Source organism: Robiginitalea aurantiaca, from assembly GCF_030380815.1.
Lineage (GTDB): Bacteria > Bacteroidota > Bacteroidia > Flavobacteriales > Flavobacteriaceae > Robiginitalea > Robiginitalea aurantiaca.
In genome coordinates this window covers 610948-636543 of the sequence record NZ_JAUDUY010000002.1, presented here as the reverse complement: position 1 = coordinate 636543, position 25596 = coordinate 610948, and the positions used below count along the sequence as shown (strand labels likewise).

The 25596-nt window shown below is 46.4% G+C and carries 35 protein-coding genes and 1 pseudogene; 35 read left to right on the top strand and 1 reads right to left on the bottom strand.

Annotated features, from left to right (window positions below; all coding sequences use genetic code 11):
- Positions 1 to 4: 4 nt before the first annotated feature.
- On the bottom strand, positions 5 to 3244 hold the full coding sequence (locus QU605_RS06395) for a SusC/RagA family TonB-linked outer membrane protein (RefSeq protein ID WP_289724440.1): 3240 nt from the start codon (positions 3242 to 3244) through the stop codon (positions 5 to 7).
- 669 nt (positions 3245 to 3913) lie between these two features.
- Between QU605_RS06395 and rpsL the strand changes: the two genes are divergently transcribed.
- From rpsL to QU605_RS06220, 35 genes and pseudogenes are all read left to right on the top strand, one after another.
- Complete coding sequence (rpsL, locus tag QU605_RS06390) at positions 3914 to 4288, top strand: 30S ribosomal protein S12 (RefSeq protein WP_013305196.1); 375 nt, start codon at positions 3914 to 3916, stop codon at positions 4286 to 4288.
- A 23-nt stretch (positions 4289 to 4311) separates the two neighbouring features.
- The gene (gene rpsG, locus QU605_RS06385; RefSeq protein ID WP_289724439.1) at positions 4312 to 4788 is read left to right on the top strand and encodes a 30S ribosomal protein S7; all 477 of its coding nucleotides are present in this window, start codon (positions 4312 to 4314) and stop codon (positions 4786 to 4788) included.
- Between the two features lie 5 nt (positions 4789 to 4793).
- Positions 4794 to 6929, top strand: coding sequence for an elongation factor G (gene fusA / locus QU605_RS06380; protein ID WP_289724438.1), 2136 nt, complete (start codon positions 4794 to 4796; stop codon positions 6927 to 6929).
- A 10-nt stretch (positions 6930 to 6939) separates the two neighbouring features.
- On the top strand, positions 6940 to 7245 hold the full coding sequence (gene rpsJ, locus QU605_RS06375) for a 30S ribosomal protein S10 (protein WP_013073266.1): 306 nt from the start codon (positions 6940 to 6942) through the stop codon (positions 7243 to 7245).
- 248 nt (positions 7246 to 7493) lie between these two features.
- Positions 7494 to 8111 (top strand): 50S ribosomal protein L3, encoded by a 618-nt coding sequence (gene rplC, locus QU605_RS06370; protein WP_289724437.1) that lies wholly within the window; start codon positions 7494 to 7496, stop codon positions 8109 to 8111.
- Positions 8111 to 8740, top strand: a complete 630-nt coding sequence (rplD, locus tag QU605_RS06365) for a 50S ribosomal protein L4 (RefSeq protein ID WP_289724436.1) — start codon at positions 8111 to 8113, stop codon at positions 8738 to 8740. Before rplC ends, rplD begins: the two co-directional genes overlap by 1 nt.
- A gap of 6 nt (positions 8741 to 8746) precedes the next feature.
- A complete protein-coding gene (gene rplW / locus QU605_RS06360) occupies positions 8747 to 9037 on the top strand; it encodes a 50S ribosomal protein L23 (protein WP_289724435.1) in 291 nt (96 codons plus the stop codon).
- 9 nt (positions 9038 to 9046) lie between these two features.
- Positions 9047 to 9871, top strand: coding sequence for a 50S ribosomal protein L2 (gene rplB, locus QU605_RS06355; protein WP_289724434.1), 825 nt, complete (start codon positions 9047 to 9049; stop codon positions 9869 to 9871).
- 12 nt (positions 9872 to 9883) lie between these two features.
- A complete protein-coding gene (gene rpsS, locus QU605_RS06350) occupies positions 9884 to 10162 on the top strand; it encodes a 30S ribosomal protein S19 (RefSeq protein ID WP_289724433.1) in 279 nt (92 codons plus the stop codon).
- Positions 10163 to 10167: 5 nt separating this feature from the next.
- Positions 10168 to 10584 carry a 50S ribosomal protein L22 gene (rplV, locus tag QU605_RS06345; protein ID WP_289724432.1) on the top strand — a complete coding sequence of 139 codons (417 nt, stop codon included), beginning with the start codon at positions 10168 to 10170 and terminating at the stop codon, positions 10582 to 10584.
- Positions 10585 to 10587: 3 nt separating this feature from the next.
- A complete protein-coding gene (rpsC, locus tag QU605_RS06340) occupies positions 10588 to 11298 on the top strand; it encodes a 30S ribosomal protein S3 (protein WP_289724431.1) in 711 nt (236 codons plus the stop codon).
- A 19-nt stretch (positions 11299 to 11317) separates the two neighbouring features.
- Positions 11318 to 11740, top strand: coding sequence for a 50S ribosomal protein L16 (gene rplP / locus QU605_RS06335; protein WP_289724430.1), 423 nt, complete (start codon positions 11318 to 11320; stop codon positions 11738 to 11740).
- Positions 11741 to 11752: 12 nt separating this feature from the next.
- Positions 11753 to 11944 (top strand): 50S ribosomal protein L29, encoded by a 192-nt coding sequence (rpmC, locus tag QU605_RS06330; RefSeq protein WP_289724460.1) that lies wholly within the window; start codon positions 11753 to 11755, stop codon positions 11942 to 11944.
- A gap of 13 nt (positions 11945 to 11957) precedes the next feature.
- Entirely contained in the window at positions 11958 to 12215 is a 258-nt protein-coding gene (rpsQ, locus tag QU605_RS06325) for a 30S ribosomal protein S17 (protein WP_289724429.1), read from the top strand.
- Between the two features lie 2 nt (positions 12216 to 12217).
- Complete coding sequence (rplN, locus tag QU605_RS06320) at positions 12218 to 12586, top strand: 50S ribosomal protein L14 (protein ID WP_289724428.1); 369 nt, start codon at positions 12218 to 12220, stop codon at positions 12584 to 12586.
- Between the two features lie 11 nt (positions 12587 to 12597).
- A complete protein-coding gene (gene rplX, locus QU605_RS06315; protein WP_289724427.1) occupies positions 12598 to 12909 on the top strand; it encodes a 50S ribosomal protein L24 in 312 nt (103 codons plus the stop codon).
- A gap of 2 nt (positions 12910 to 12911) precedes the next feature.
- A complete protein-coding gene (gene rplE / locus QU605_RS06310) occupies positions 12912 to 13463 on the top strand; it encodes a 50S ribosomal protein L5 (protein WP_289724426.1) in 552 nt (183 codons plus the stop codon).
- 1 nt (position 13464) lies between these two features.
- Positions 13465 to 13734, top strand: coding sequence for a 30S ribosomal protein S14 (rpsN, locus tag QU605_RS06305; RefSeq protein ID WP_289724425.1), 270 nt, complete (start codon positions 13465 to 13467; stop codon positions 13732 to 13734).
- A gap of 22 nt (positions 13735 to 13756) precedes the next feature.
- A complete protein-coding gene (rpsH, locus tag QU605_RS06300) occupies positions 13757 to 14155 on the top strand; it encodes a 30S ribosomal protein S8 (RefSeq protein ID WP_289724424.1) in 399 nt (132 codons plus the stop codon).
- 18 nt (positions 14156 to 14173) lie between these two features.
- A complete protein-coding gene (gene rplF / locus QU605_RS06295; protein WP_289724423.1) occupies positions 14174 to 14716 on the top strand; it encodes a 50S ribosomal protein L6 in 543 nt (180 codons plus the stop codon).
- Between the two features lie 10 nt (positions 14717 to 14726).
- Positions 14727 to 15083 carry a 50S ribosomal protein L18 gene (rplR, locus tag QU605_RS06290; RefSeq protein ID WP_289724422.1) on the top strand — a complete coding sequence of 119 codons (357 nt, stop codon included), beginning with the start codon at positions 14727 to 14729 and terminating at the stop codon, positions 15081 to 15083.
- A gap of 8 nt (positions 15084 to 15091) precedes the next feature.
- Positions 15092 to 15616 (top strand): 30S ribosomal protein S5, encoded by a 525-nt coding sequence (gene rpsE / locus QU605_RS06285; protein ID WP_289724421.1) that lies wholly within the window; start codon positions 15092 to 15094, stop codon positions 15614 to 15616.
- A gap of 12 nt (positions 15617 to 15628) precedes the next feature.
- Positions 15629 to 15808 carry a 50S ribosomal protein L30 gene (gene rpmD, locus QU605_RS06280; protein WP_289724420.1) on the top strand — a complete coding sequence of 60 codons (180 nt, stop codon included), beginning with the start codon at positions 15629 to 15631 and terminating at the stop codon, positions 15806 to 15808.
- Between the two features lie 12 nt (positions 15809 to 15820).
- Positions 15821 to 16273 carry a 50S ribosomal protein L15 gene (gene rplO, locus QU605_RS06275; RefSeq protein ID WP_289724419.1) on the top strand — a complete coding sequence of 151 codons (453 nt, stop codon included), beginning with the start codon at positions 15821 to 15823 and terminating at the stop codon, positions 16271 to 16273.
- An 11-nt stretch (positions 16274 to 16284) separates the two neighbouring features.
- Positions 16285 to 17625 (top strand): preprotein translocase subunit SecY, encoded by a 1341-nt coding sequence (gene secY / locus QU605_RS06270; RefSeq protein ID WP_289724418.1) that lies wholly within the window; start codon positions 16285 to 16287, stop codon positions 17623 to 17625.
- Between the two features lie 3 nt (positions 17626 to 17628).
- Positions 17629 to 17844 (top strand): translation initiation factor IF-1, encoded by a 216-nt coding sequence (infA, locus tag QU605_RS06265; protein ID WP_088341556.1) that lies wholly within the window; start codon positions 17629 to 17631, stop codon positions 17842 to 17844.
- A gap of 13 nt (positions 17845 to 17857) precedes the next feature.
- Complete coding sequence (gene ykgO / locus QU605_RS06260) at positions 17858 to 17974, top strand: type B 50S ribosomal protein L36 (RefSeq protein WP_010519235.1); 117 nt, start codon at positions 17858 to 17860, stop codon at positions 17972 to 17974.
- 2 nt (positions 17975 to 17976) lie between these two features.
- Complete coding sequence (gene rpsM / locus QU605_RS06255; protein ID WP_289724417.1) at positions 17977 to 18351, top strand: 30S ribosomal protein S13; 375 nt, start codon at positions 17977 to 17979, stop codon at positions 18349 to 18351.
- Positions 18352 to 18432: 81 nt separating this feature from the next.
- Positions 18433 to 18831, top strand: a complete 399-nt coding sequence (rpsK, locus tag QU605_RS06250; RefSeq protein ID WP_289724416.1) for a 30S ribosomal protein S11 — start codon at positions 18433 to 18435, stop codon at positions 18829 to 18831.
- A gap of 89 nt (positions 18832 to 18920) precedes the next feature.
- Positions 18921 to 19526: a 30S ribosomal protein S4 gene (gene rpsD / locus QU605_RS06245; RefSeq protein WP_289724415.1), complete on the top strand. Its 606-nt coding sequence runs from the start codon at positions 18921 to 18923 to the stop codon at positions 19524 to 19526.
- 18 nt (positions 19527 to 19544) lie between these two features.
- Positions 19545 to 20537 carry a DNA-directed RNA polymerase subunit alpha gene (locus tag QU605_RS06240; RefSeq protein ID WP_289724414.1) on the top strand — a complete coding sequence of 331 codons (993 nt, stop codon included), beginning with the start codon at positions 19545 to 19547 and terminating at the stop codon, positions 20535 to 20537.
- 49 nt (positions 20538 to 20586) lie between these two features.
- Positions 20587 to 21087 (top strand): annotated as a pseudogene (gene rplQ / locus QU605_RS06235) (50S ribosomal protein L17); the annotation flags it as partial.
- Positions 21088 to 21383: 296 nt separating this feature from the next.
- Entirely contained in the window at positions 21384 to 22511 is a 1128-nt protein-coding gene (gene carA / locus QU605_RS06230; RefSeq protein ID WP_289724413.1) for a glutamine-hydrolyzing carbamoyl-phosphate synthase small subunit, read from the top strand.
- Positions 22512 to 22574: 63 nt separating this feature from the next.
- The gene (gene eno / locus QU605_RS06225; protein WP_289724412.1) at positions 22575 to 23867 is read left to right on the top strand and encodes a phosphopyruvate hydratase; all 1293 of its coding nucleotides are present in this window, start codon (positions 22575 to 22577) and stop codon (positions 23865 to 23867) included.
- A 103-nt stretch (positions 23868 to 23970) separates the two neighbouring features.
- Entirely contained in the window at positions 23971 to 25509 is a 1539-nt protein-coding gene (locus tag QU605_RS06220; RefSeq protein ID WP_289724411.1) for a glycogen synthase, read from the top strand.
- Positions 25510 to 25596 lie beyond the last annotated feature (87 nt).

Genomic DNA, 25596 nt, shown 5'->3' with positions numbered 1-25596 from the left:
TTTATTAGAAGGATGCTCTAAGACTAATTCCATATCTTCTTGAACTCGGACCGTTGAGGAAGTCAAATCCTCGTCCGTTACCAATACCAACACCTGCTACGTTCGGATCGAAGTTAGCTCCTGCTGGTGTATTGTAGGCATCGTACCAAAGGTTGAAGCCCTGAGCGGTAATCGTCAGCTGGCCAAATGGCGTCTTGTCTAAGAATTTCTTAGGGAAGCTATAACCGAAAGAAAGTTCCTGCAGACGGATTACAGAAGCATCGTAGATACGAGTCTCTGTGGGTCCGAATAACAAGTTGCTGAAGAAGTATGTGGAGTTGTTGATCTGTCTGTTGTTAGGTTCTCCTGTAGTTTGATTGACACCAGGAAGAACGTAAGTATTCAGACGGTCAGCAGTTTCTACAATAAGTCCCCGTCCAAGAAGCGCGGCAACAGTACTGGAGAGAACGTCTCCACCTTTGATATGGTTGATCTGGAAATTCAAACTCCAGTTCTTGTACCTCAGCGTGTTGATGAAGTTCATGGTGTAATCCGGAACGGCATCTCCAACGATTGGCACATTACCATCCAGGTCCTGCTCAACAACAACGTAGTTACCCGCATCGTTCACGAGGAAGTTTCCATCTGCATCACGTCCGATGGCAGTACCAACAATGGTACCGAGAGACTGACCTTCAATCGCTGCGTTAGAGCCCCGGAAGAGTCCTCCTCCTTCGGCTAAACTACCCGCATAAGCGATGAAATCCTGATCTTGCTGAGTTACCTTTTCATCGTTCGTAAAGAAGTTCACTCTTGAATTCCAGGTGAAGTTTTCACTTCTAAAGATGTCGATTCCGAAATCGGCTTCCCATCCTTTGTTCGTGATTTCTCCAATGTTATTCTGTGTGAAGCTAAATCCTGTTGAAGGAGAAAGCGGCTCCGTAACGATAAGGTCATTGGTTACCCGGCTGAAGTATGTTGCTTCAAACGAGATCCGCTGATCCCAGAATCGGGTTTCAAGTCCAAATTCAAGCTCTTCCAGTAATTCAGGTTTCAGGTCCGGGTTTGCCCGGAAGTTATCCACCTGGTTTGTAGTAAGGGATGCTCCGCTAAACGGATCGGTAAACCGAAGCGTGTTCTGCTCGATAACGTTAACCGTTGGGTATCCAGTCGGGAACGTAGCTGAAGTACCGTAGCTGGCCCGCAGCTTGAGGTAGTTCATACCAATATTGTTGTTCCAGTCTCCCTGAAAAGCATTGATAGGAAGGAAGGAAACACTTACCCCAGGATATGTCTTACTATTGTTTTCGGAGGTAAGGTTAGAAACCCAGTCTGTCCTGGCCGAAAGGTTAAGGAATAACCAGTTGTCGTAATCGAGGGTCGCCTGACCCAGGATACCAACAATATTCCTCTTTTGTGAAAACTGTATTGGAGTTTGGTTTTCGAAGTTGAAATGCCGTTTAACTCCAAATACGATCTGACCTGTACTTGCAGCTCCCTGCCTGTCAAAGTTATCCTGACGGGATGTCGCACCGACTGTGAAAGTCATTCCTAACTTCTCGGTGAGATCGTAATTTCCGTTCAAGGCAAAGAAATGATCCCAAATCGTATTGTTGTTATCATAAGTGTCGAGGAAACCGAAAATAGCCGAGGTAAATTCAACCCCACCTTTATTGGAACTGTTTTCATTACGCTCGTTGTAGAAGTCAAGACCACTTCTCCAGGTAAGGGAAAGATGATCGTTGATATCGTAGTTAAGCGATGCCGTCCAGTTTACACGATTCGTAAGCTGCTTGTACGTAACGTTCTTAGCAGTCCACCGTGGGTTGATGATGTCGTTACCATTACGGTAGTAAACACTGGAACCGTCGATTGGGTTTTCAAAAGGAAGTCCCATCAAATCCACTGAGATTGGCGTAAACATTACGTTACCGTAAACGGACAGACCGTCTGTACCATTACCCCTAGAGGAGGCGATCGGAGGAGTCCGGTAATCCGTACGGGCGTAATTTGCAGTGGCTGTAACGGAGAACTTGTTGCTCAATTGAGAACGTCCACCAACCGAAATGTTGAATCGATTCAGGGAGTTTCCAGGAGTAAATCCTTTATCATCCAGGTATCCAACGTTCACATTGAAATTTGTGCTCCCGTCCTGAGTACCACCAGCGATGTTTACGTTGGTATTGGAAACCGATCCTGGGCGGAAGAAATTATCCACAGAGTTGTAAGGCTTCCATGCGTACCGCGCTCCCTGTAATTCCGGGAATGCATCCCTTGTCTTTGAAACGGATGTAGTAGAGTAAGGGTGCTCTAAAGTACCCTGATCATCGATGGCTGATTGCTGTCCCCATCCTGCAACACCGTCGCGATCGAAACTTGGTCCCCAGTTGGAGAAGAACCATCCAAAGGACTGGTCGAACCCGTTACCATACTGTTGCTGGTAATCCGGAATGGACGCCATTTCATTCGTAAAGAAGGATTGCGAGATAGTGATCTCAGTCTTCTTAGCGCCTGTTGAACCAGACCCAGCCTTGGTAGTTACGAGGATAACCCCGTTTTTACCCTGAGTACCATATAGTGTGGCAGCTGCAAGACCTTTCAGAACTTCGATATTCTCGATGTTGTTAGGATCTAAATCCAGGAAACGGGAAGATCCCGTGTTACCATCGATAAAATCCCCGGTGGAGTTGGTGTCACTACTAAATGGAACCCCATCCACGATGAAAAGTGCCTGGTTACTTCCGCTAAAGGAACTAAGACCCCGAACTGTAATGTTCGTTGCAGAACCAGACATACCACCTGCGGCGACAACCTGAACACCAGATGCTTTACCGGAAAGGACCCGGGCAACATCACCTTCTGCTCGTTGCTCGAGGGACTCCGATCCAACGGAAGCGACAGCGTATCCGAGAGCTTTCTTCTCCCGCTTAATACCCTGGGCCGTTACCACAACCTCTTCGAGTGCCTGCGCATCTTCCATCATTTGGACATCGATTACGCTACCTGCACCAACTGTCCTGCGCTCGTCCTTTTGGCCGATGTAGGAAAAGAGAAGTACCTGTCCCGAACTGGCCGAGATTTGGTAGTTCCCATCGAAGTCGGATTGGGTACCCTGTGTGGTGCCCTCTACAACAATGTTAACTCCAGGTAACGGGAGACCATCCTGGTCCGTAACCGTACCTGAAATCGTTTTGTCTTGTGCAAACGAAACCTGCACAATAAACGCTAGCAACAGCGTCAAGATTCCATTCAATTTTGTTCTCATTGTTTAATTATTTGAATTAGCTAATTGCGAAAATCTTAATTTCATGTTAATAATCCAAACTTATTTTAATAAAACTTTAAGCAAGTCTGCGATAATTGAGGTTATCTCTATCTAGGTATTTTGATTTATCAATTCAATAATCTCAAGGAAGGATAATTGCGAAGTTTCCATTTTGCGGAACCTCCCGGGTCCTTTGTGTGGTGGTGGTCAATTGAATAGGTCTTAATGTGCAGGCAGCAGAATGTGTTAATAAAACGGTAATGAGGATTCTGTGCTATGTGCATAAGACCGTTTATTCCGGGTGTATCTTCTGTCAAAAGTTTTTTTAAGAAAAGTTTAAATACCGCCTGAATAATTGCACTTCAGGAAATCATTGAAGATTTTTTTAAGCAAGCACGTATTTTGAGTATATATATTAAGGTATACAAACTTCTCGGCAGAAAATGTAAATCTTGCTTTGAAAATTAGAGGTTCTGCATCCGAGTGGTTCGGTTGCTTCTGAAAGGATTTTGCAGAGCGCTGAATTATCAAATAAAATGCTGTCAGAGGGCTTCTTTTTTTTCAGTGGGTGAAATTCCCATAAAATTAATTTACAGGGGTTTGAATTATAGGGAATAATTGCTACATTTGCCGACCCTTAAACAGGGCTGGAATATATTTTTAGAGTTTATGCCAACAATTTCACAATTAGTACGAAAAGGAAGAGCCACAATTACCAAGAAGAGTAAATCGGCTGCTTTGGATTCGTGTCCTCAACGCAGGGGCGTATGTACCCGGGTGTATACAACAACACCCAAGAAGCCTAATTCCGCCATGCGGAAAGTAGCTCGGGTACGCCTTACCAACGGGAAAGAGGTGAATGCCTATATCCCCGGTGAAGGACATAATCTCCAGGAGCACTCGATAGTATTGGTTAGAGGCGGAAGGGTAAAGGATTTGCCGGGAGTTAGATACCACATCGTGCGCGGGGCACTGGATACCGCTGGGGTAGCCGGAAGAACGCAGCGCAGGTCTAAATACGGAGCAAAGCGCCCTAAGAAATAGGATTCACTAGTTAAGCAGTAGCAATGAGAAAAAGACAGGCAAAAAGACGTCCGCTGTTACCGGATCCAAGATATGGAGACCAGTTGGTAACGCGTTTCGTGAATATGATGATGTGGGACGGTAAGAAATCCGTAGCATTCAAGATATTCTACGACGCCCTGGATATTGTCGGGGAGAAGAACACGGATGAAGAAAAATCAGCCCTCGAATTATGGAAAGATGCCCTTTCCAACGTAATGCCGCACGTGGAAGTACGCAGCCGGCGCGTTGGGGGTGCGACATTTCAGATACCGATGCAAATCCGTCCGGACCGGAAGATTTCCACAGCCATGAAATGGTTGATCAGTTTCGCGAGAAAGCGAAATGAGAAATCTATGGCGCAAAAGCTTGCTGCTGAAATACTTGCCGCTTCCAAAGAGGAGGGTGCTGCAGTTAAGAAGCGTGTGGATACCCACAAGATGGCAGAGGCGAACAAAGCATTTTCTGACTTCAGATTTTAGTCGCAATGGCGAGAGATTTAAAATACACCAGAAATATTGGAATCGCGGCTCATATCGATGCCGGGAAAACCACCACTACAGAGCGAGTCCTGTACTACACAGGAGTAAGTCACAAAATCGGGGAGGTACACGATGGCGCGGCTACTATGGACTGGATGGAGCAGGAGCAGGAACGCGGAATCACGATTACCTCTGCGGCCACCACCTGTACATGGCAGTTTCCACTCGACAATGGTCAGCCTACAGAGGTGACCAAGCCTTACCACTTTAATATCATAGATACTCCCGGACACGTTGACTTCACTGTTGAGGTGAATCGTTCCCTGAGGGTATTGGATGGCCTTGTTTTTCTGTTTAGCGCTGTGGATGGTGTTGAGCCTCAATCCGAGACAAACTGGAGGTTGGCAGATAATTACAAAGTCCCGAGAATGGGATTTGTGAACAAAATGGACCGTCAGGGCTCTAATTTCCTCGCGGTATGCCAACAGGTTCGCGACATGCTTAAATCCAATGCAGTGCCGATCGTTTTGCCTATTGGAGACGAAGCGGATTTCAGAGGAATTGTCGATTTGGTTAAGAATCGGGCAATCGTTTGGAGTGAAGAGAATATGGGGTCTACTTTCGAGGAGATTCCGATACCAGAAGAGATGAAGGCCGAGGTGCGTCAGTACCGGGCTGAACTTATCGAGGCTGTTGCGGAATACGATGAGAATTTAATGGAAAAATTCTTCGAGGACGAAGATTCTATTACTGAAGATGAAGTACACGCCGCTCTGAGGGCAGCCGTTATGGATATGAGTATCATTCCAATGGTCTGTGGATCGGCATTTAAAAATAAAGGTGTTCAATTCTTGCTGGATTGCGTTTGTCGCTATCTCCCTTCTCCTCTTGACAAGGAGGCAATTGAAGGGACGAATCCGGATACTGAAGCACCTGCAATTCGGAAACCGGATATAAAAGAACCGTTTTCTGCGCTCGCATTTAAAATTGCCACTGACCCCTTTGTTGGAAGGCTGGCATTTTTCCGCTGCTACTCCGGGAAACTGGATGCAGGTTCCTACGTGTTGAACACGCGTTCTGGAAATAAGGAGCGAATTTCGAGGATTTATCAAATGCATTCAAACAAGCAGAATGCGATTGATTCCATCAGTGCCGGAGATATCGGAGCAGCTGTAGGTTTCAAGGACATCAAAACAGGGGACACCCTTTGTGATGAAAAGAATCCGATCGTTTTAGAGAGTATGGTTTTTCCAGACCCTGTTATCGGTATAGCCGTAGAGCCCAAAACTAAGGCGGATGTCGATAAGCTGGGAATGGCATTGGCTAAACTGGCAGAAGAAGATCCTACCTTCCAGGTAAAAACAGATGAGGCCAGCGGGCAGACGATTATCTCCGGTATGGGAGAGCTGCACCTGGATATCATTGTAGACCGATTGAGAAGGGAGTTCAAGGTTGAAGTAAACCAAGGACAACCTCAGGTAGAATACAAGGAAGCGATAACAGCCACAAATGACCACCGTGAAACTTACAAAAAGCAAACAGGTGGGCGTGGAAAATTCGCAGATATCGTCTTTACCATGGGGCCTTTGAGTGCCGATGACGAAGAGACCACCGGGCTGGTATTTGAGAACAAGATCAAAGGTGGGAACATTCCAAAAGAATACATCCCTTCTGTTGAGAAAGGTTTCAAACAGGCCATGAAGAACGGACCTTTAGCCGGCTTTGAGATGGATAGTCTTAAAGTTACATTGAATGATGGATCTTTCCACCCTGTGGATTCGGATTCACTTTCTTTCGAATTGGCTGCACGTATCGGGTACAAAGAGGCTGCTAAAAATTGCCGCCCTGTGCTTTTGGAGCCTATTATGAAGCTGGAGGTTTTGACTCCGGAAGAGAACATGGGAGATATCGTTGGGGATCTCAACCGTCGGCGTGGTCAGGTCAATGACATGTCGGACCGGGCCGGATCTAAAGTGATACGGGGAGAAGTGCCTCTTTCAGAGATGTTTGGCTATGTAACTTCCTTGCGTACCCTGTCCTCCGGACGGGCAACATCTACGATGGAGTTCTCACATTATGCTGAGACCCCGTCTAATATTGCAGAAGAAGTAATTAAAGCCACAAAAGGTGTAACCGCTTAATTTCGTTAGGATGAGTCAGAAAATCAGAATAAAACTCAAATCGTACGACCATAATCTGGTAGATAAATCTGCCGAGAAGATTGTGAAGACGGTTAAGACAACAGGAGCGGTGGTCACAGGTCCGATTCCGCTTCCAACGCATAAGAAAATATTTACAGTACTGCGTTCTCCCCACGTGAATAAAAAATCGCGGGAGCAGTTTGAGCTTAGCTCTTACAAACGCTTGCTCGATATATACAGTTCGTCCTCAAAAACTATCGATGCGCTTATGAAGCTGGAGCTTCCGAGCGGGGTAGAGGTCGAGATTAAGGTCTGATGATCTAAGCCAGGAGGTTGGAAATCTCCTGATACATGTCCGGAGCCCATTGGCGAAGGAAAAACGGTAACAAAAATACATTCGGGGTCGAATTATTTTTGACCCTGTTTTTTTGTCTGGAAGACAAAATTTTGAAGTTTTGAAGTGAAAAGGGGAGACCAGTCCCTGATGGGATAGGATGTTATAAAAAGCATCCTGGAGCGTCGGAAAAGGTCCCTTAACTATTTTTAATAATTAATGTAATTAGTATGTCTGGGTTAATTGGAAGAAAAGTAGGCATGACCAGCATCTTTGACGAGAATGGGAAGAACATTCCCTGTACCGTCATCGAAGCAGGGCCATGCGTAGTTACCCAAGTCAGAACCGAAGAGGTAGACGGGTACAGTGCCCTGCAACTCGGTTTCGATGACAAGGCAGAAAAGCGTGCAAATAAGGCTGAAACAGGCCATTTTAAAAAGGCAGGCGCTTCTCCCAAGAAAAAAGTCGTTGAGTTCCGGGATTTTGTAGGAGATTACAAATTGGGAGACACCGTTGGTGTGGATCTTTTTAAAGAAGGAGAGTTTGTCGATGTGGTGGGCACTTCTAAAGGAAAAGGTTTCCAGGGTGTGGTAAAACGCCATGGATTTGCAGGTGTTGGACAGGCCACTCACGGTCAGCACAACAGGCTGAGAGCACCGGGTTCAATCGGGGCGGCATCTTATCCGGCTCGTGTTTTCAAAGGTATTAAGATGGCAGGACAAATGGGTTCGGAGCGCGTGACAGTTCAAAACCTACGGGTGCTCAAAGTAGTTCCCGAAAAAAACCTGATCGTCGTTAAAGGATGTATTCCGGGTCATAAAAATGCATTCATAACAATTGAGAAGTAATGAAGGTAGCTGTTAAAGATTACAAAGGAAAAGACACCGGTCGTAAAGCTGAGCTTTCTGACGATGTTTTCAAAATAGAGCCCAACGAGCACGCTATATACCTGGATGTGAAGCAATACCTCGCCCATCAGCGGCAGGGAACGCACAAATCCAAAGAGCGCGCTGAAATTGTTGGAAGTACCCGAAAGATTAAGAAACAGAAGGGAACAGGAACTGCGCGAGCAGGTAGTATTAAATCCCCGATCTTCAAGGGTGGAGGTAGGATATTTGGCCCAAGGCCGAAAGACTACACCCAGAAACTCAACAAGAATGTCAAGAGATTGGCGCGGAGATCTGCCCTCAGTCTTAAGTCGAAAGAGAATGGGATTGTAGTGTTGGAGGACTTTACTTTTGAGCAACCCAGGACCAAGGATTTCATTGAGGTGCTGAAGGCGCTGGGTCTTGAAAACAAAAAGTCCCTCTTTGTGTTGGGCGATATAAATAATAACGTATATTTGTCGTCGCGCAATTTGGCGGGTTCTGAAGTTATAACTAATTCAGAATTAAGCACTTACAAAATATTAAACGCAAACAGCGTAGTCTTTTTGGAAGGTGCACTGGAAGCCATAGAGTCCAACCTTAAGAAATAGGAAATCATGAGTGTGTTGATAAAACCCATCATTACCGAGAAAATGACCTCCGATAGTGAGTTGTACAACCGCTATGGTTTCATCGTGGATCGTACAGCAAATAAGTTGCAGATCAAGGAGGCGGTTGAGACGGCTTACGGAGTTTCAGTTACTTCTGTTCGTACGATGAACTACGGAGCCGGTAGACGGACCCGATTCACCAAAACGGGAGTACAGCAAGGAAAGACCGGAGCCTTCAAGAAAGCAATCGTAGCTGTTGAGGATGGTGATGTTATTGATTTTTACAGTAACCTTTAAAGAAACGGCATGTCAGTCAGAAAATTAAAACCGATCACACCCGGCCAGCGATTCAAAGTTGTCAATGGCTTCGATGCAATCACAACGGACAAGCCGGAAAAAAGCCTCCTGGCGCCGCTGAAAAAATCGGGCGGACGAAATAAGCAGGGAAAAATGACCATGCGCTACAAAGGTGGTGGTCATAAGCGCCGGTATCGTGTCATCGATTTCAAAAGAGATAAGCAGGACGTAGTCGCAGAGGTGAAGTCCATTCAATACGATCCGAACCGATCGGCCTTTATCGCACTGGTCGAGTATACGGACGGGGAGAAGCGCTATATCGTTGCACCCAATGGGCTCGAGGTGGGTCAGAAGATCAACTCAGGGCCTGGTTCTGCGCCGGAAATTGGAAATGCTTTACCGCTTTCTGAAATTCCGCTCGGAACGATTATCTCATGCATTGAACTGCGCCCGGGTCAGGGAGCAGTAATGGCGCGGAGTGCTGGTACCTTTGCTCAGTTGATGGCCAGGGAAGGCAAATTTGCTACTATTAAATTGCCATCCGGGGAAACCCGAATGATTCTGGTCAATTGTATGGCCGCTATAGGTGCTGTATCCAATTCCGATCACCAGTTGATCGTTTCTGGGAAAGCAGGACGCAGTCGTTGGTTGGGTAGAAGACCTCGTACACGTCCGGTAGCCATGAACCCTGTAGATCACCCGATGGGTGGTGGGGAAGGTCGCGCTTCGGGAGGACACCCGAGATCGCGCAATGGTATACCTGCCAAAGGTTTCAGGACGCGCTCCAAAACCAAGGACAGCAACCGATATATTGTAGAACGTAGAAAGAAATAAAAGTAAAGATACATGGCACGTTCCCTAAAAAAAGGACCTTACGTTCACCTAAGTCTTGAGAAAAAGGTTCAGCAGAACCTGGATTCCGGAAAGAAATCTGTAATCAAGACCTGGTCGAGAGCTTCGATGATTACCCCAGATTTTGTTGGGCAAACCATTGCAGTACACAACGGGCGACAGTTTGTACCGGTATATGTAACGGAAAATATGGTAGGGCATAAGTTGGGTGAGTTTTCACCTACCCGGACGTTCCGGGGACATGCCGGAGCCAAAAATAAAGGTAAAAGATAAGCGGTATGGGTGTTCGTAAAAAACAGATGGCCGAAAGGTTAAAGGAAGAGCGCAGCCAGTTGGTTTACGCCAAGCTGAACAACTGCCCGACTTCCCCCAGGAAAATGCGCTTGGTAGCCGACCTGGTACGTGGAGAGGATATAGAGAAAGCTTTGGCGATCCTGAAATTCAATCCAAAGGAGGCTTCCAGACGCCTTGAGAAGTTGTTGATGTCTGCGATAGCAAACTGGCAGGCAAAGAATGAAGATGGCGATGTGGAAACAGCGGAGCTTTTTGTTAAGGAGATCCGTGTAGACAGTGGGCGTATGCTCAAGCGTCTGCGTCCCGCTCCACAAGGGAGGGCGCATCGGATTAGAAAACGTTCCAACCACGTTACCTTGGTTTTAGGAGCTAGAAATAACGCAGAAAGTCAAGTTAAATAGAATATGGGACAGAAAACGAATCCAATAGGTAATCGTCTCGGCATCATTCGTGGCTGGGAGTCCAACTGGTACGGAGGGAATGATTACGGAGACAAGCTTGCGGAAGACGACAAGATCCGGAAGTATATCCACGCCCGTTTGGCAAAGGCCAGTGTTTCACGTGTCATCATTGAACGAACCTTAAAGCTGATTACCGTAACCATTACAACTGCCCGCCCCGGTATCATTATTGGAAAGGGAGGACAGGAAGTGGATAAGCTCAAAGAAGAGCTCAAGAAAATTACGGATAAGGAAGTTCAGATCAACATATTTGAAATTAAAAGGCCTGAACTCGATGCAAATCTGGTCGCTGCGAGTATCGCACGGCAGGTTGAAAGCAGGATTTCATACCGACGCGCCATTAAAATGGGTATCGCGGCTGCCATGCGAATGAATGCAGAGGGAATTAAGGTTCAGATTTCGGGAAGATTGAATGGTGCAGAGATGGCCAGGTCTGAGTCTTATAAGGATGGTCGGATTCCATTGTCCACTTTCAGAGCGGATATAGACTATGCGTTGCACGAAGCTCATACCACTTATGGTCGCCTTGGGATCAAGGTCTGGATCATGAAAGGAGAGGTTTATGGTAAGCGCGAGTTGTCTCCTCTTGTAGGAATGAGCAAGGGAACTGCTGGCTCAGGAAAAAGGGATTCCAAGAAGCGTCGCAGAAAGTAAATTAAGAAGCTAAGAGAAGATGTTACAGCCAAAAAGAACCAAGTTTCGTAAAGCCCAGAAGGGGCGTATGAAGGGCAATTCGCAACGGGGCCACCAACTTTCCAATGGAATGTTTGGCATCAAGTCGCTGGATTCGTGCTTTATCACCTCACGTCAGATCGAAGCTGCACGTATTGCAGCTACCCGGTACATGAAAAGGCAGGGTCAGCTATGGATCAAGATATTTCCGGACAAGCCCATTACCAAGAAGCCTCTTGAGGTTCGTATGGGAAAAGGTAAGGGTAGCCCAGAATACTTCGTGGCTGTCGTAAAACCTGGAAGGGTTATGTTCGAAGTAGGTGGAGTCGATAAGGAAATAGCTCAGGAAGCACTGAGACTTGCCGCCCAGAAGCTACCGGTGAAAACAAAATTTATTGTGGCCAGGGATTACGATCCCTCCTAAAATTACAGGATGATGAAACAGGCAGAGATTATAGCAATGTCCAACGAGGAGTTGACAGAAAAACTGGCCGAGAGTAAGAAGCAGTATGCGGACATGAAAATGGCGCATTCGGTCACTCCTTTGGAAAACCCGCTTCAACTCAGAAAATCCAGAAGAACGGTTGCAAGACTGGCGACAGAATTAAATAAAAGGGAAAACCAATAATTGGTGCTGCTTTATGGAAAACAGGAATATTAGAAAAGAACGAGTGGGCGTTGTGACCAGCAACAAGATGGAGAAATCTATCGTGGTAGCTGAGGTCAAACGCGTAAAGCACCCTATGTACGGGAAGTTCGTCTTGAGGACCAAGAAATATGTAGCTCACGACGAGACTAACGATTGTAAGATCGGGGATACGGTGAAGATCATGGAGACGCGCCCGATGAGCAAGACCAAGTGTTGGAGATTGGTAGAAATACTTGAAAGAGCCAAATAATTATGGTACAGCAGGAATCCAGACTTAAAGTCGCAGATAACACAGGAGCTAAGGAGGTTTTAACCATCCGTGTCCTGGGAGGAACTAAGAGAAGATATGCATCTCTCGGTGATAAAATCGTCGTCAGTGTAAAGGAGGCAACTCCGAATGGCTCGATTAAAAAAGGAGCTGTATCTACTGCAGTAGTAGTGCGCACACGTAAGGAAGTTCGACGTCCAGACGGATCGTATATCCGTTTTGACGACAACGCATGTGTCCTTCTCAACCCCACCGGGGAAATGAGGGGTACCCGGGTTTTTGGCCCGGTAGCTCGCGAACTGCGAGACAAGCAATTTATGAAGATCGTTTCCTTGGCCCCCGAGGTACTATAAAGACAATTGAAATGAAAATTCGTATAAAATCAGGAGATACCGTACAGGTGATTGCCGGCGACCATAAAGGAAGTGAAGGCAAAGTGCTGAGAATCCTTCGCGATAAGAATAAAGCTATCGTAGAAGGCGTCAACACGGTATCCAAGCACGAAAAACCAAGTGCCCAGAACCCTCAGGGGGGCATTGTGGAGAAAGAAGCTCCGATACATATTTCCAACCTTGCACTGCTCGATCCGACATCGGGAGATCCTACACGAGTAGGTTACGAAGTTCGGGACGGAAAGAAGGTAAGGGTGGCAAAAAAATCCAATGAAGTTATTTAGTTATGGCTTACGTACCCAGATTAAAGAAAGAATATAACGAGCGCGTCATTCAGTCGCTCATGGAGGAGTTCGGTTATAAGAACATCATGCAGGTTCCCAAGCTCAAAAAGATCGTTTTGAGCAGAGGAGTTGGGGCTGCTGTGGCAGATAAGAAACTGATCGACCACGCGGTTGACGAATTGACCCTCATAACAGGCCAGAAAGCGATTTCTACACTTTCTAAAAAGGATGTAGCGGCTTTCAAACTTCGTAAGGGTATGCCGATTGGAGCCAAGGTGACACTCAGAGGCGAGCGCATGTATGAATTCATGGATCGCCTGGTAACCTCTGCCCTTCCAAGGGTTCGTGATTTTCAGGGGATCAAAGCCACTGGATTTGACGGTCGGGGAAATTACAACCTCGGTGTTACGGAGCAAATCATTTTTCCGGAGATCAATATTGACAAAATCAATCGCATCAATGGAATGGATATCACTTTTGTGACCTCTGCGGATACAGACTCAGAAGCGAAATCACTGTTAAGCGAATTGGGATTACCCTTTAAAAAGAATTAGAATGGCTAAAGAATCAATGAAGGCCCGTGAGCGTAAAAGGGCAAAAATGGTTGCAAAATATGCTGAGAAACGCAAGGCTCTTAAAGAGGCTGGCGATTACGAGGCACTGCAAAAATTACCTAAGAATGCTTCTCCGGTGCGGATGCACAATCGCTGTAAACTTACCGGACGGCCTAAGGGATATATGCGCACATTCGGAGTATCCAGGGTGATGTTCCGTGAAATGGCCAACAAGGGATTGATTCCCGGGGTAAAGAAAGCAAGCTGGTAATTTCCTTAAATACAGTAAAGAGATGTTTACAGATCCAATCGCAGATTATTTGACCCGAATCCGGAATGCGAACAGCGCAGGCCACCGGGTAGTTGAAATCCCTGCTTCTAATTTGAAAAAGGAGATAACCAAAATTCTTTTTGAACAAGGGTATATCCTCAGTTATAAATTCGAGGATGTCGGAGCTCAGGGAACCATTAAAATTGCCCTGAAGTACGATAAAATGAGCAAAGAGCCGGTAATACGGGAAATCCAGCGGGTAAGTACACCGGGGCTTCGGAAATATTCCGGATCCGGCGAGCTGCCCAGGGTGCTCAATGGCCTGGGTATTGCTATTGTATCTACCTCTCACGGGGTGATGACAGGAAAGCAGGCTCAAAGAGATAATGTAGGTGGAGAGGTTCTCTGCTACGTATATTAATATTTAAGATTCAACAGAATGTCTAGAATAGGATTAAATCCAATCGCCATTCCCGAAGGAGCCACTGTTGAGGTTTCGGATAACCTCATTACTGTAAAGGGTAAGTTGGGAGAGCTCCAGCAGGAGTTTTCTGAAGTAGAGGTAGTCGTGGAAGATGGACAAGTGGTCGTTAAGCGGCATACGGATCTAAAGGCTCACAAAGCCAAGCACGGTCTTTACCGGTCGCTTATCGCCAATATGTTGGAAGGTGTCACCAAAGGGTGGACCAAAGAACTCGAACTTGTTGGAGTAGGATATCGCGCCAGTAATCAGGGTCAGAAACTGGACCTCGCTTTGGGAATGTCCCATAACATTGTTATGGAATTGGCTCCTGAAGTAAAGGTGGAGACGACTTCTGAAAAGGGTAAAAATCCAACGATCAAGCTCACTTCCTACGACAAACAACTGGTCGGTCAGATTGCGGCCAAAATTCGCTCTTTCAGGAAGCCTGAACCCTACAAAGGGAAAGGAATCAGATTCAAAGGAGAGCAGATTCGAAGAAAAGCAGGTAAATCAGCATAATTAAGGTGTTATGGGACTAACTAAGTCTGAAAATAGAAGTAGAATCAGAAGGCGGATCCGCAAGGTTTCCTTCGGTAGCCAGGAGCGGCCTCGTCTTTCCGTATTCCGCAGTAATAAGGAAATCTATGCACAGATCATAGATGATACTACGGGTAAAACTTTGGCATCTGCCTCTTCGCGAGACAAAGATTTAAGTGATGTCAAGGGAACCAAGACTGAGCTTGCTTCGCAAGTAGGCAAGACGTTGGCTAAAAAGGCACTTGATGCAGGTATTGAAACCGTAGCTTTTGACCGGGGCGGATACCAGTACCACGGAAGAGTTAAATCACTTGCAGAAGGAGCCAGAGAAGGCGGATTAAAATTTTAATAGGAATTATGTACGGGAAATACAAAAATGTGGAAACAGTTAAACCAGGAGGTCTGGAATTGAAGGATCGTTTGGTAGGTGTTCAACGTGTTACCAAGGTAACTAAGGGAGGCCGTGCCTTCGGATTTTCTGCCATAGTGGTTGTAGGTGATGAAAATGGTGTGGTTGGACACGGACTTGGTAAATCCAAAGAAGTTGCCACCGCTATCGCCAAGGCAGTAGAGGATGCCAAAAAGAATTTGGTGCGTATTCCATTGGACAAGGGAACGCTTCCACATGAACAGAAAGGGAAATTTGGAGGAGCCAGGGTTTTTGTTAAGCCGGCATCACATGGTACCGGAGTTATTGCAGGTGGAGCGGTTCGTGCCGTTCTCGAAGCGGTAGGTGTTCAGGATGTACTTTCCAAATCCCAGGGTTCATCAAACCCACACAATGTTGTAAAGGCGACATTTGACGCCCTTTTGCAACTCAGGGATGCCAGTACTGTAGCAAAACAACGCGGTATTTCTCTGGACAAAGTATTCAACGGATAAGGAAGCAGGACAATGGCAAAAATTATCGTAAAACAGGTAAAAAGCAGTATCAAGCGCTCACAGAGACAGAAACGGACTCTGGAAGCCCTTGGACTCAAGCGAATTGGACAAGAGGTCGAGCATGAAAGCACACCCAGCGTCCTCGGAATGATCGATAAAGTAAAACATCTGGTTTCTACCCAGGAGGCTTAAAAGGTAATCACTATGGATTTAGGGAATTTAAAACCAGCAAAAGGCGCCGTACACCGGGCAGGTAAAACTGTAGGTCGTGGGCAGGGATCCGGTAAAGGAGGAACAGCTACTCGGGGCCATAAAGGTGCGAAGTCACGTTCCGGGTATTCCAAGAAAATTGGTTTCGAAGGAGGTCAGATGCCTTTGCAGCGCAGGGTTCCGAAATTTGGATTCACAAATATCAACCGGAAGGAATATCGCGGGATCAACCTCGATACACTTCAGGGGCTTATCGATAATGGAGCCATTGCCAAGGAACTCAACCTCGATCAGATGATCGAGATGCGTCTTGCGCACAAAAACGACCTTGTAAAGATAATGGGAAGGGGAGAGTTGAAATCACCTCTAAAAATTACAGCACATAAATTCACTGCCACTGCGAAAGCAGCTATTGAAGCTGCAGGTGGAGAGGCTATTAGTGCCTAAGCGAAAGCTTTATGAAGAAATTCTTTGAGATTGTAAATAATATCTGGAAGATCGAAGAGCTTCGGTCGCGTATTCTCGTGACCCTTGGCTTGTTGTTGGTATACCGCTTTGGGGCCCAGGTGGTCCTTCCGGGTATCGATACGGGGCAGCTCGCCGAACTTTCTTCAAATACGGAACAGGGTATTTTGGGGATTCTCAATGCGTTTACCGGAGGGGCTTTTGCCAACGCTTCTGTATTTGCACTTGGGATCATGCCGTATATCTCGGCTTCCATTGTTGTGCAGTTGATGGGAATTGCCATTCCTTATCTGCAGAAACTGGATAAAGAAGGGGAAAGCGGTCGTAAAACCAAAACACAGATTACGCGTTGGCTCACCATCGCCATTTGTATTGTTCAGGCCCCTGCTTACCTCTATAGCCTTGGAGCTCTGGGAGTACCGGATAGTGCTTTCCTCCTCGGAAAAGGCCTGAATTTTATAGTTCCCTCTGTAATCATTCTTGTCACTGGTTGTGTTTTTGCCATGTGGCTGGGTGAAAAAATTACGGATAAGGGTATCGGAAACGGTATTTCGCTCCTGATTATGATTGGGATTATTGCGACCCTTCCCCAAGCCTTTGTTCAGGAATCAGCGTCCCGACTCAATGGTAATGGAGGCCCGATGCTTATCCTTGTTGAGGTTATCCTATGGTTTGCGGTTATTCTGGCAAGTGTTTTGCTGGTCATGGCTGTTCGCCGGGTACCCGTGCAGTATGCGCGCAGGACTGCCTCAGGAGGTTATGAAAAGAATGTCATGGGATCACGTCAGTATATCCCGCTTAAGCTCAATGCATCTGGTGTAATGCCGATCATCTTTGCACAGGCGATTATGTTTGCTCCGGGATTGCTTGGAAGGTCCTTTAATACGACTGCTGTTGGGCAGTGGATGGAGGTTCAGTTTCAGGATATTTTTGGCCTGGCCTATAACATCCTGTTTGCGTTGCTAATCATTATTTTCACTTATTTCTACACGGCGATTACTGTGCCTACGAATAAGATGGCTGATGATTTAAAGCGAAGCGGAGGTTTTATTCCTGGCATCCGTCCCGGAAAGGAGACCGGGGATTTCCTGGATAAGGTAATGTCGCTCATTACATTTCCGGGATCCATATTCCTCGCCTTGTTGGCCGTATTGCCGGCTGTGGTGGTTAAACTGATGAATATTCAGCCCAGTTGGGCCCTCTTTTACGGGGGTACTTCGCTACTGATTATGGTAGGGGTGGCTATAGATACCGTACAACAAGTTAATGCATACCTGCTCAACCGCCATTACGATGGCCTGATGAAAACAGGTAAGAATAGAAAAGTAGCATAAACTATGGCTAAACAAGCACCGATAGAACAGGATGGTTCCATCATTGAAGCGCTTTCCAATGCCATGTTCCGCGTGGAGCTGGAAAACGGACATGTTGTTACTGCCCACATTTCCGGGAAGATGCGTATGCACTATATCAAGTTGCTACCCGGGGACAAAGTTAAACTTGAAATGAGTCCTTACGATTTATCGAAGGCGAGAATTACATATAGATACTAAGAAACCGGATACGATGAAAGTTAGAGCTTCCATAAAGAAAAGAAGTGCAGATTGCAAGATCGTACGACGCAAGGGACGGCTGTACGTGATCAACAAAAAGAATCCTAGATTTAAACAAAGACAGGGGTAATTATGGCAAGAATTGCAGGTGTTGATATACCAAAACAGAAAAGAGGGGTCATAGCCCTTACCTATATTTACGGTATCGGAAAGAGCAGAGCCCAGGAAATCCTGGAAATGGCCAAAGTAAGTGAGGACACTAAGGTTTCTGACTGGTCAGATGACGAAATCGGCAGGATCCGGGAGGCAGTATCTTCTTTAACCATTGAAGGGGAGTTGCGTTCTGAGACTCAGTTGAACATCAAGCGTTTGATGGATATCGGCTGTTACCGTGGGATTCGCCACAGGGTTGGACTTCCCTTGCGCGGACAACGGACCAAGAATAACTCTCGGACGCGTAAAGGAAAGCGCAAGACAGTTGCTAATAAAAAGAAGGCCACTAAATAATAAGTAGCAGGGCTGCTGCCAGGAAGTCGGGATCCCAGCGATTACGACCCCCGGATCAGCATTTCTCAGATTCATAATACTATGGCAAAGACAGGTACAAAATCAAAGACTACAAAGAAGCGGAAAGTTATCGTGGAATCCACGGGAGAGGCTCATATCACTGCTTCGTTTAACAATATTATCATTTCCCTTACCAATAAAAAGGGAGATGTTATTTCCTGGTCTTCAGCCGGGAAAATGGGGTTTCGGGGATCTAAAAAGAATACACCCTATGCGGCTCAGGTAGCAGCAGAGGAGTGTTCAAAAATAGCTCACGAAGCAGGCCTGCGTAAGGTTAAGGTTTACGTCAAAGGACCCGGAAACGGAAGAGAGTCGGCGATTCGTACGATTCACAATGCCGGAATCGAGGTTACTGAAATAGTCGACGTTACCCCACTACCGCACAACGGTTGCAGGCCACCAAAACGCCGCAGAGTCTAACAACGAATATTAATTTTTCACTGGGGGTGCAGATACGGTTATCGAAGGATTCGCCTTAATTCATAGTCGCACGCTCTAAAGATCAGAAAATGGCAAGATACACAGGACCAAAAACGAAAATAGCCCGGAAGTTCGGCGAGGCTATCTTTGGGGACGATAAGTCCTTCGAGAAAAAGAATTACCCTCCGGGAATGCATGGAAATGCGCGCAGGAGAGGTAAGAAATCCGAATATGCAATTCAACTTCAGGAGAAGCAAAAGGCCAAGTATACATACGGAATCCTTGAGCGTCAATTCCGAAACTTATTCGAAAAGGCAACCCGAAGCAAGGGCGTTACCGGTGAGGTACTCCTGCAACTTTGCGAATCTCGTCTTGACAATGTAGTTTTCAGGATGGGAATTGCGCCATCGCGCCGTGCTGCCCGACAATTAGTAGGTCACCGTCACATTACCGTTAATGGAGAAGTCGTTAATATCCCTTCGTATTCCATGAGTCCCGGAGATGTAATAGGTGTTCGCGAGAAGTCCAAATCACTTCAGGTTATAGGGGATTCCCTCGCTGCCAATAGCAGTGTATACGAATGGATTACATGGAACTCCGATAAAAGGGAAGGAACATTTGTTACCGTTCCTGAGAGAATGCAGATTCCTGAAAATATTAAGGAACAACTGATTGTCGAGTTATACTCTAAATAAAACAACACAAATCCGATTATGGCATTATTAAATTTTCAGAAGCCCGATAAAGTTATCATGATTGACTCCACGGATTTCGAAGGTAAATTCGAATTCCGTCCCTTGGAGCCAGGTTATGGACTTACGGTTGGGAATGCGTTGAGAAGGGTATTGCTGGCTTCCCTGGAAGGGTTCGCCATCACCTCAGTACGCATCGATAAGGTAGATCATGAATTCTCGGTTATTGAAGGTGTTGTTGAAGATGTTACCGAGATTATACTGAACCTGAAACAAGTCCGGTTTAAACGTCAGATCGACGACGTTAATGAGGAAACGGTTTCCATCTCTGTCAGCGGTAAAGATCAGTTGACGGCAGGGGATTTCCAGAAGTTTATTTCAGGATTCCAGGTGCTGAACCCGGACCTCGTAATTTGTAATATGGACCCAAAGGTGACTCTGAATATGGAGATCATCATCGAGAAGGGCAGGGGGTATGTTCCCGCAGAAGAGAATAAAAAGTCCAATGCGCCTCTGGGCAGTATTGCTGTGGATTCGATTTTCACTCCGATACGGAATGTAAAATACAGTATCGAGAATTACAGGGTGGAACAAAAGACAGACTACGAAAAATTAGTCTTCGAAATTTCATCTGACGGTTCCATTCACCCGAAGCAAGCGCTTACAGAAGCTGCAAAAGTCCTCATTCATCACTTCATGCTCTTTTCCGACGAGCGGATTACCCTGGAGGCCGATGAAATTGCACAGACGGAATCCTATGATGAGGAATCCCTTCACATGCGTCAATTGCTCAAGACAAAACTTGTGGATATGGACCTTTCGGTTCGCGCCCTTAATTGTCTGAAAGCTGCAGAGGTGGATAGCCTGGGAGATTTAGTGGCATTCAATAAGAATGACCTGATGAAGTTCCGGAATTTTGGAAAGAAGTCGCTTACCGAGCTCGAAGAATTGGTAATCAACAAGGGACTGAATTTTGGAATGGATTTATCAAAGTATAAACTGGATAAAGATTAAGTGAGGCCTGGCAACACTGCCTGAGTACCACACGAAACGATACTAAGCGATGAGACACGGAAAGAAAACCAATCACCTGGGAAGGAAAACGGCACACAGAAGGGCTATGCTGTCCAATATGGCGTGTTCGTTGATTGAGCATAAAAGGATCAATACCACAACGGCGAAAGCAAAAGCGCTAAAGCAATTTGTGGAGCCATTGATTACAAAATCCAAGGCTGAGAATAATAAGACGGCAGAAGAGGGAACCCATAATCGCAGGATCGTCTTTAAAAGTCTTCGCGACAAGCATGCGGTTACCGAATTATTCGGTGCAGTTGCTGAGAAAGTCGGAGACCGGCCCGGAGGGTACACGCGTATCATTAAGCTCGGAAACCGGCTTGGAGATAATGCGGACATGGCGATGATCGAACTTGTGGATTTCAATGAGATTTACAACGCAGGCAAACCCAAGAAGAAATCGACACGGAGAAGCCGACGCTCTAAATCGGATAAATCCGAGGCAGCACCTGTTGCTTCTGCAGAAACCAAGACAGACGTCGCACCCGAAGCAAAAGCTGAGGCGCCTGCGACGGAGGCTGTGGAGACTGCCAAGGAAGAAGTGACACAGGAAGTAGCCGAGGTCAAGGAAGAGGCAGCAGAAGCCGCTGCACCAGAGGCAGCGGAGGAAGTTACTCCCAAGGCTGAGGATTCAGATACAGCAGAGGAGGATTCTGATTCGAAGAAAGGTTCAGATGCCTAGACTACGGGTTTTTAAAAGTTATAAACAAGAAAAGGATAGTCCTCAACGGCTATCCTTTTTTTTATGTTATTTTGTTACTGAAGCTAAAAAAGGAAGATAGTATTATGAAGTACCAGGCCAGAAGGAAAGCAGTTATTGTATTGGCGGACGGGACCGTGTTCCACGGGAAGTCCGTGGGAGATAATGAGGGTACAGCCTTTGGGGAAGTTTGTTTTAACACCGGCATGACCGGGTATCAGGAAATCTTTACTGATCCATCATACTTTGGACAGCTTATGGTCACCACAAATGCCCATATCGGGAACTATGGAACCAAGGAAACCGAAGTGGAGTCTGAAGGTGTAAAAATATCAGGTTTGATCTGTAAGAATTTCAGTTATCACTATAGCCGTCCGGATGCCGATTCGAGTCTTAAGGAGTTTCTGGATGCCAACGGGCTTTTTGCGATTTCTGATGTAGATACGCGGGCTTTGGTGAGCTACATTCGGGATCATGGAGCTATGAACGCGGTTATTTCCACCCGGGTAAATGAATTGGAAACCCTAAAAGCCGAATTGAAGGAAATTCCCGGAATGGAGGGACTGGAACTGGCTTCCAGGGTCTCAACTAAATCACCCTACACCCATGGCGATCCGAATTCCAAAATTAGGATTGCAGCACTGGATATTGGAATCAAGAAGAATATTTTGAGAAATCTGGCGAAAAGGGGAGCCCTTATCCAGGTTTTCCCTCACGATACATCATTTGAAACAATGAAGGCCTGGAATCCGGATGGATACTTTATTTCCAACGGACCTGGGGATCCGCAGCCCCTGAAAGCAGCTGTAGCCACAGCCAGGGAAATCATAGAAAGCGGGAAACCCCTGTTCGGTATTTGCCTTGGACATCAGGTCATTGCCCTTGCCAATGGTGTAAGCACGTACAAAATGCATCATGGTCACAGGGGAATCAACCATCCGGTTATCAACCTCCAGACAGGAAAAGGCGAAATCACATCGCAGAACCACGGGTTCGCCATTAACCGGGAGGAAACCGAGGCCAATGAGGATTTAGAGATCACCCATATTCACCTGAATGACCAGACGGTAGCCGGGATTCGGATGAAGGATAAAAAGGTATTCTCTGTACAATATCACCCTGAAGCAAGTCCGGGCCCCCATGATGCCGAATACCTTTTCGATCAGTTTTTTGAGTGGATTGAAGAATCGGTCTCTGCGGATGCAGCCGTTTAAGGCTCCACCCAGGATAATGTTACTTTTTAAATAATTAATCTAAGATCAGCAAACCTATTTGATATGAGTATAATTCTAGATGTTCACGCCCGCCAGATATTTGATTCCAGGGGTAACCCTACCGTTGAGGTAGATGTAATCACTGAAAACGGAGTGCTCGGAAGGGCGGCGGTTCCTTCAGGGGCCTCAACCGGGGAGCACGAAGCCGTTGAGCTTCGCGATGGAGGGTCGGATTATATGGGAAAAGGAGTGCTTAAGGCGGTTTCAAATGTCAATACTGTGATTGCCGAAGCAGTGCGGGGAATGATGGTGTACGACCAGAACAGGATAGATCAGGCGATGATCGATCTCGACGGTACGACCAATAAGTCAAAATTGGGAGCCAATGCCATTCTTGGAGTATCACTGGCCGTTGCAAAGGCCGCAGCCAATGAAATGGGAATGTCCCTTTACCGCTATGTTGGTGGGGTCAGCGCGAACACGCTTCCGGTACCCATGATGAATATTATCAATGGAGGGTCGCATTCAGACGCCCCTATCGCTTTTCAGGAATTTATGATCATGCCTGTTAAGGCTGAAAGTTTTTCTCATGCGTTAAAGATGGGAACGGAAATCTTCCATCATCTTAAAAAAGTATTACACGACCGTGGCCTGAGCACTGCTGTTGGGGATGAAGGCGGATTTGCCCCTTCACTTGACGGTACAGAGGATGCCCTGGATACCATTGCCAAGGCGGTTAAAAATGCAGGATATACCATGGGCGATGAAGTGATGATTGCTCTGGATTGTGCCGCTGCCGAGTTTTACGAGGATGGCAAGTACAATTATAAGAAGTTCGAAGGCGACTCCGGAGCTGTGCGCAGTTCCGCAGAACAGGCCGAGTACCTGGCAGAACTTTGTGCGAAGTACCCCATCATTTCGGTTGAGGATGGCATGGATGAAAACGACTGGGCCGGATGGAAACTGCTTACCGAAAAGGTCGGTGAGACCGTTCAGTTGGTTGGAGATGACCTTTTTGTAACCAATGTTGAGCGATTGGGCCGTGGGATCTCAGAGGGCATTGCCAACTCAATCCTTATTAAGGTTAACCAGATTGGTACGCTTACCGAGACTATTGCTGCTGTAAACATGGCCAAAAATGCCGGATATACCTCTGTGATGTCTCACAGGTCTGGGGAGACGGAAGACAATACAATTGCCGACCTTGCGGTTGCCCTGAATACCGGGCAGATTAAAACGGGATCCGCTTCACGTAGTGATCGGATCGCAAAGTATAACCAGTTATTGAGGATTGAAGAGGAACTGGGTTCTGTTGCCTTTTTCCCCGGAGAAGCAGCTTTTAAGATCAAGAAGTAGTTTTTCAATTTCTTAACGATAGAAAAAGGTCCTGATTTCAGGACCTTTTTTAATTTAGCCCATCGGGATGTCCCCCCGTGTTTTAATTCCATATCTTAGAAGTATGCCAAGCAATTTCCTCTTTGTAGCTGCCGAAAACGATGCCATTCTCGATTGCAAAGCAGGGGGAATGGGGGATGTTGTCAGGGATGTACCCCGCGCAATAGCCGAAAGGGGAGATCAGGTCTCCATTGTGGTACCGTCCTATAGTCGGCTGCACCAGAAAGGTGAGTACATTGGCGCGGTAGCGTTTTTATTCGCCGGTACGTCTTATGAGGCGGAACTTTATAAGGTGAAACCAAAAAAGGAATTTCCGGGTATAGTTCATTATGTGTTGCACCATCCAGAGATTACCGCAGGGCAAATTGCCCATATGTACCACCACGATCCGGAAGAACCCTTCTACAATGACGCCATAAAGTTTGCCATTTTCTGTACGGGGGTCGCCGGGGCAATCCAGGAGTCCCGCTTTGGGAATCCCGATGTCATTCACCTTCATGACTGGCATACAAGTTTGCTCCTTTTTTTAAGGGAATTCCACCCGGATTACAACGCTCTTAAAGCGATCCGTTTTGTCTACTCCATACATAATCTGGCGATACAGGGGATTCGTCCGTTAAGGGATAATCCGTCCTCTCTTCAGGCATGGTTTCCGGATTGCAGCTATGAGTTAGGTGCTTTGCAGGACCCGCGATATACGGATTGCATTAATCTCATGGCCCTTGGAATCCGAAAAGCGGACGCTGTTCATACAGTCTCACCCTCTTATATGGAGGACATTTTAAAACCCAGTAAACCCCCCGAATTTATTGGTGGAGAGGGTCTTGAGAAGGACCTGGTCGCCGCCCGAAATGAGAATCGGTTATTTGGAATCCTGAATGGATGCAACTACAAAAATATCCGAACGGCTACCACGGGTAAACTATTTACGAATACCATTTCGGAAATCTTCCGCTGGCTGCAGATGGAGGATAAAAAATACAAGGCAGATTTTCTGGCCCACACCGGAGAAAAGGTGTTGAGACTTATGGAATCACCGCCTGCCATGATATGTGCCAGTGTAGCGCGGCTGACGGAACAAAAGTTCTATTTCTTTAAAAATGATCCCCATTCCCTTGAGGAAATACTAAGCGTACTACAGGAAGTCAATGGGATTTATATGCTGTTGGGAACCGGTGCTCCGGATTACGAGGAGTTTTTTCGGGAGGTGAGTTATGCCTATCCGAATTTTATCTTCACCAACGCCCAATCCGAAGACCTGATCGATTCGATGTATCTGGAAGCGGATCTTTATCTGATGCCCAGTCTTTTTGAGCCTTGCGGGATTAGCCAGATGCTCGCCATGCGAAATGGAAATCCGTGCTTTGCGCATGCCACAGGGGGTTTGAAAGATACCATCCGACATATGGAGACAGGCTTTCTTTTTGAAGGTGAATCCTATGAGGAAAAAATCACCGCCATTGGCAGAACCTTTAAAGAGGTAACCGACTTGTTTCTCAATGAACAGGAGCGATGGCAGAAAATTAAGAAAGCGGCCGCAAAGGAACGATTTACGTGGAGTTCTAGCGTGGAGGAGTATTATAAGGAACTCTATCAATTGTGATTTGACCCATATAGGAGGACCTTGTGTTAATAAAGGTTTAAAGGAGGGCTTCAAATTGTTAAGGTGGGGGCGTTTTCTTATTTTTAC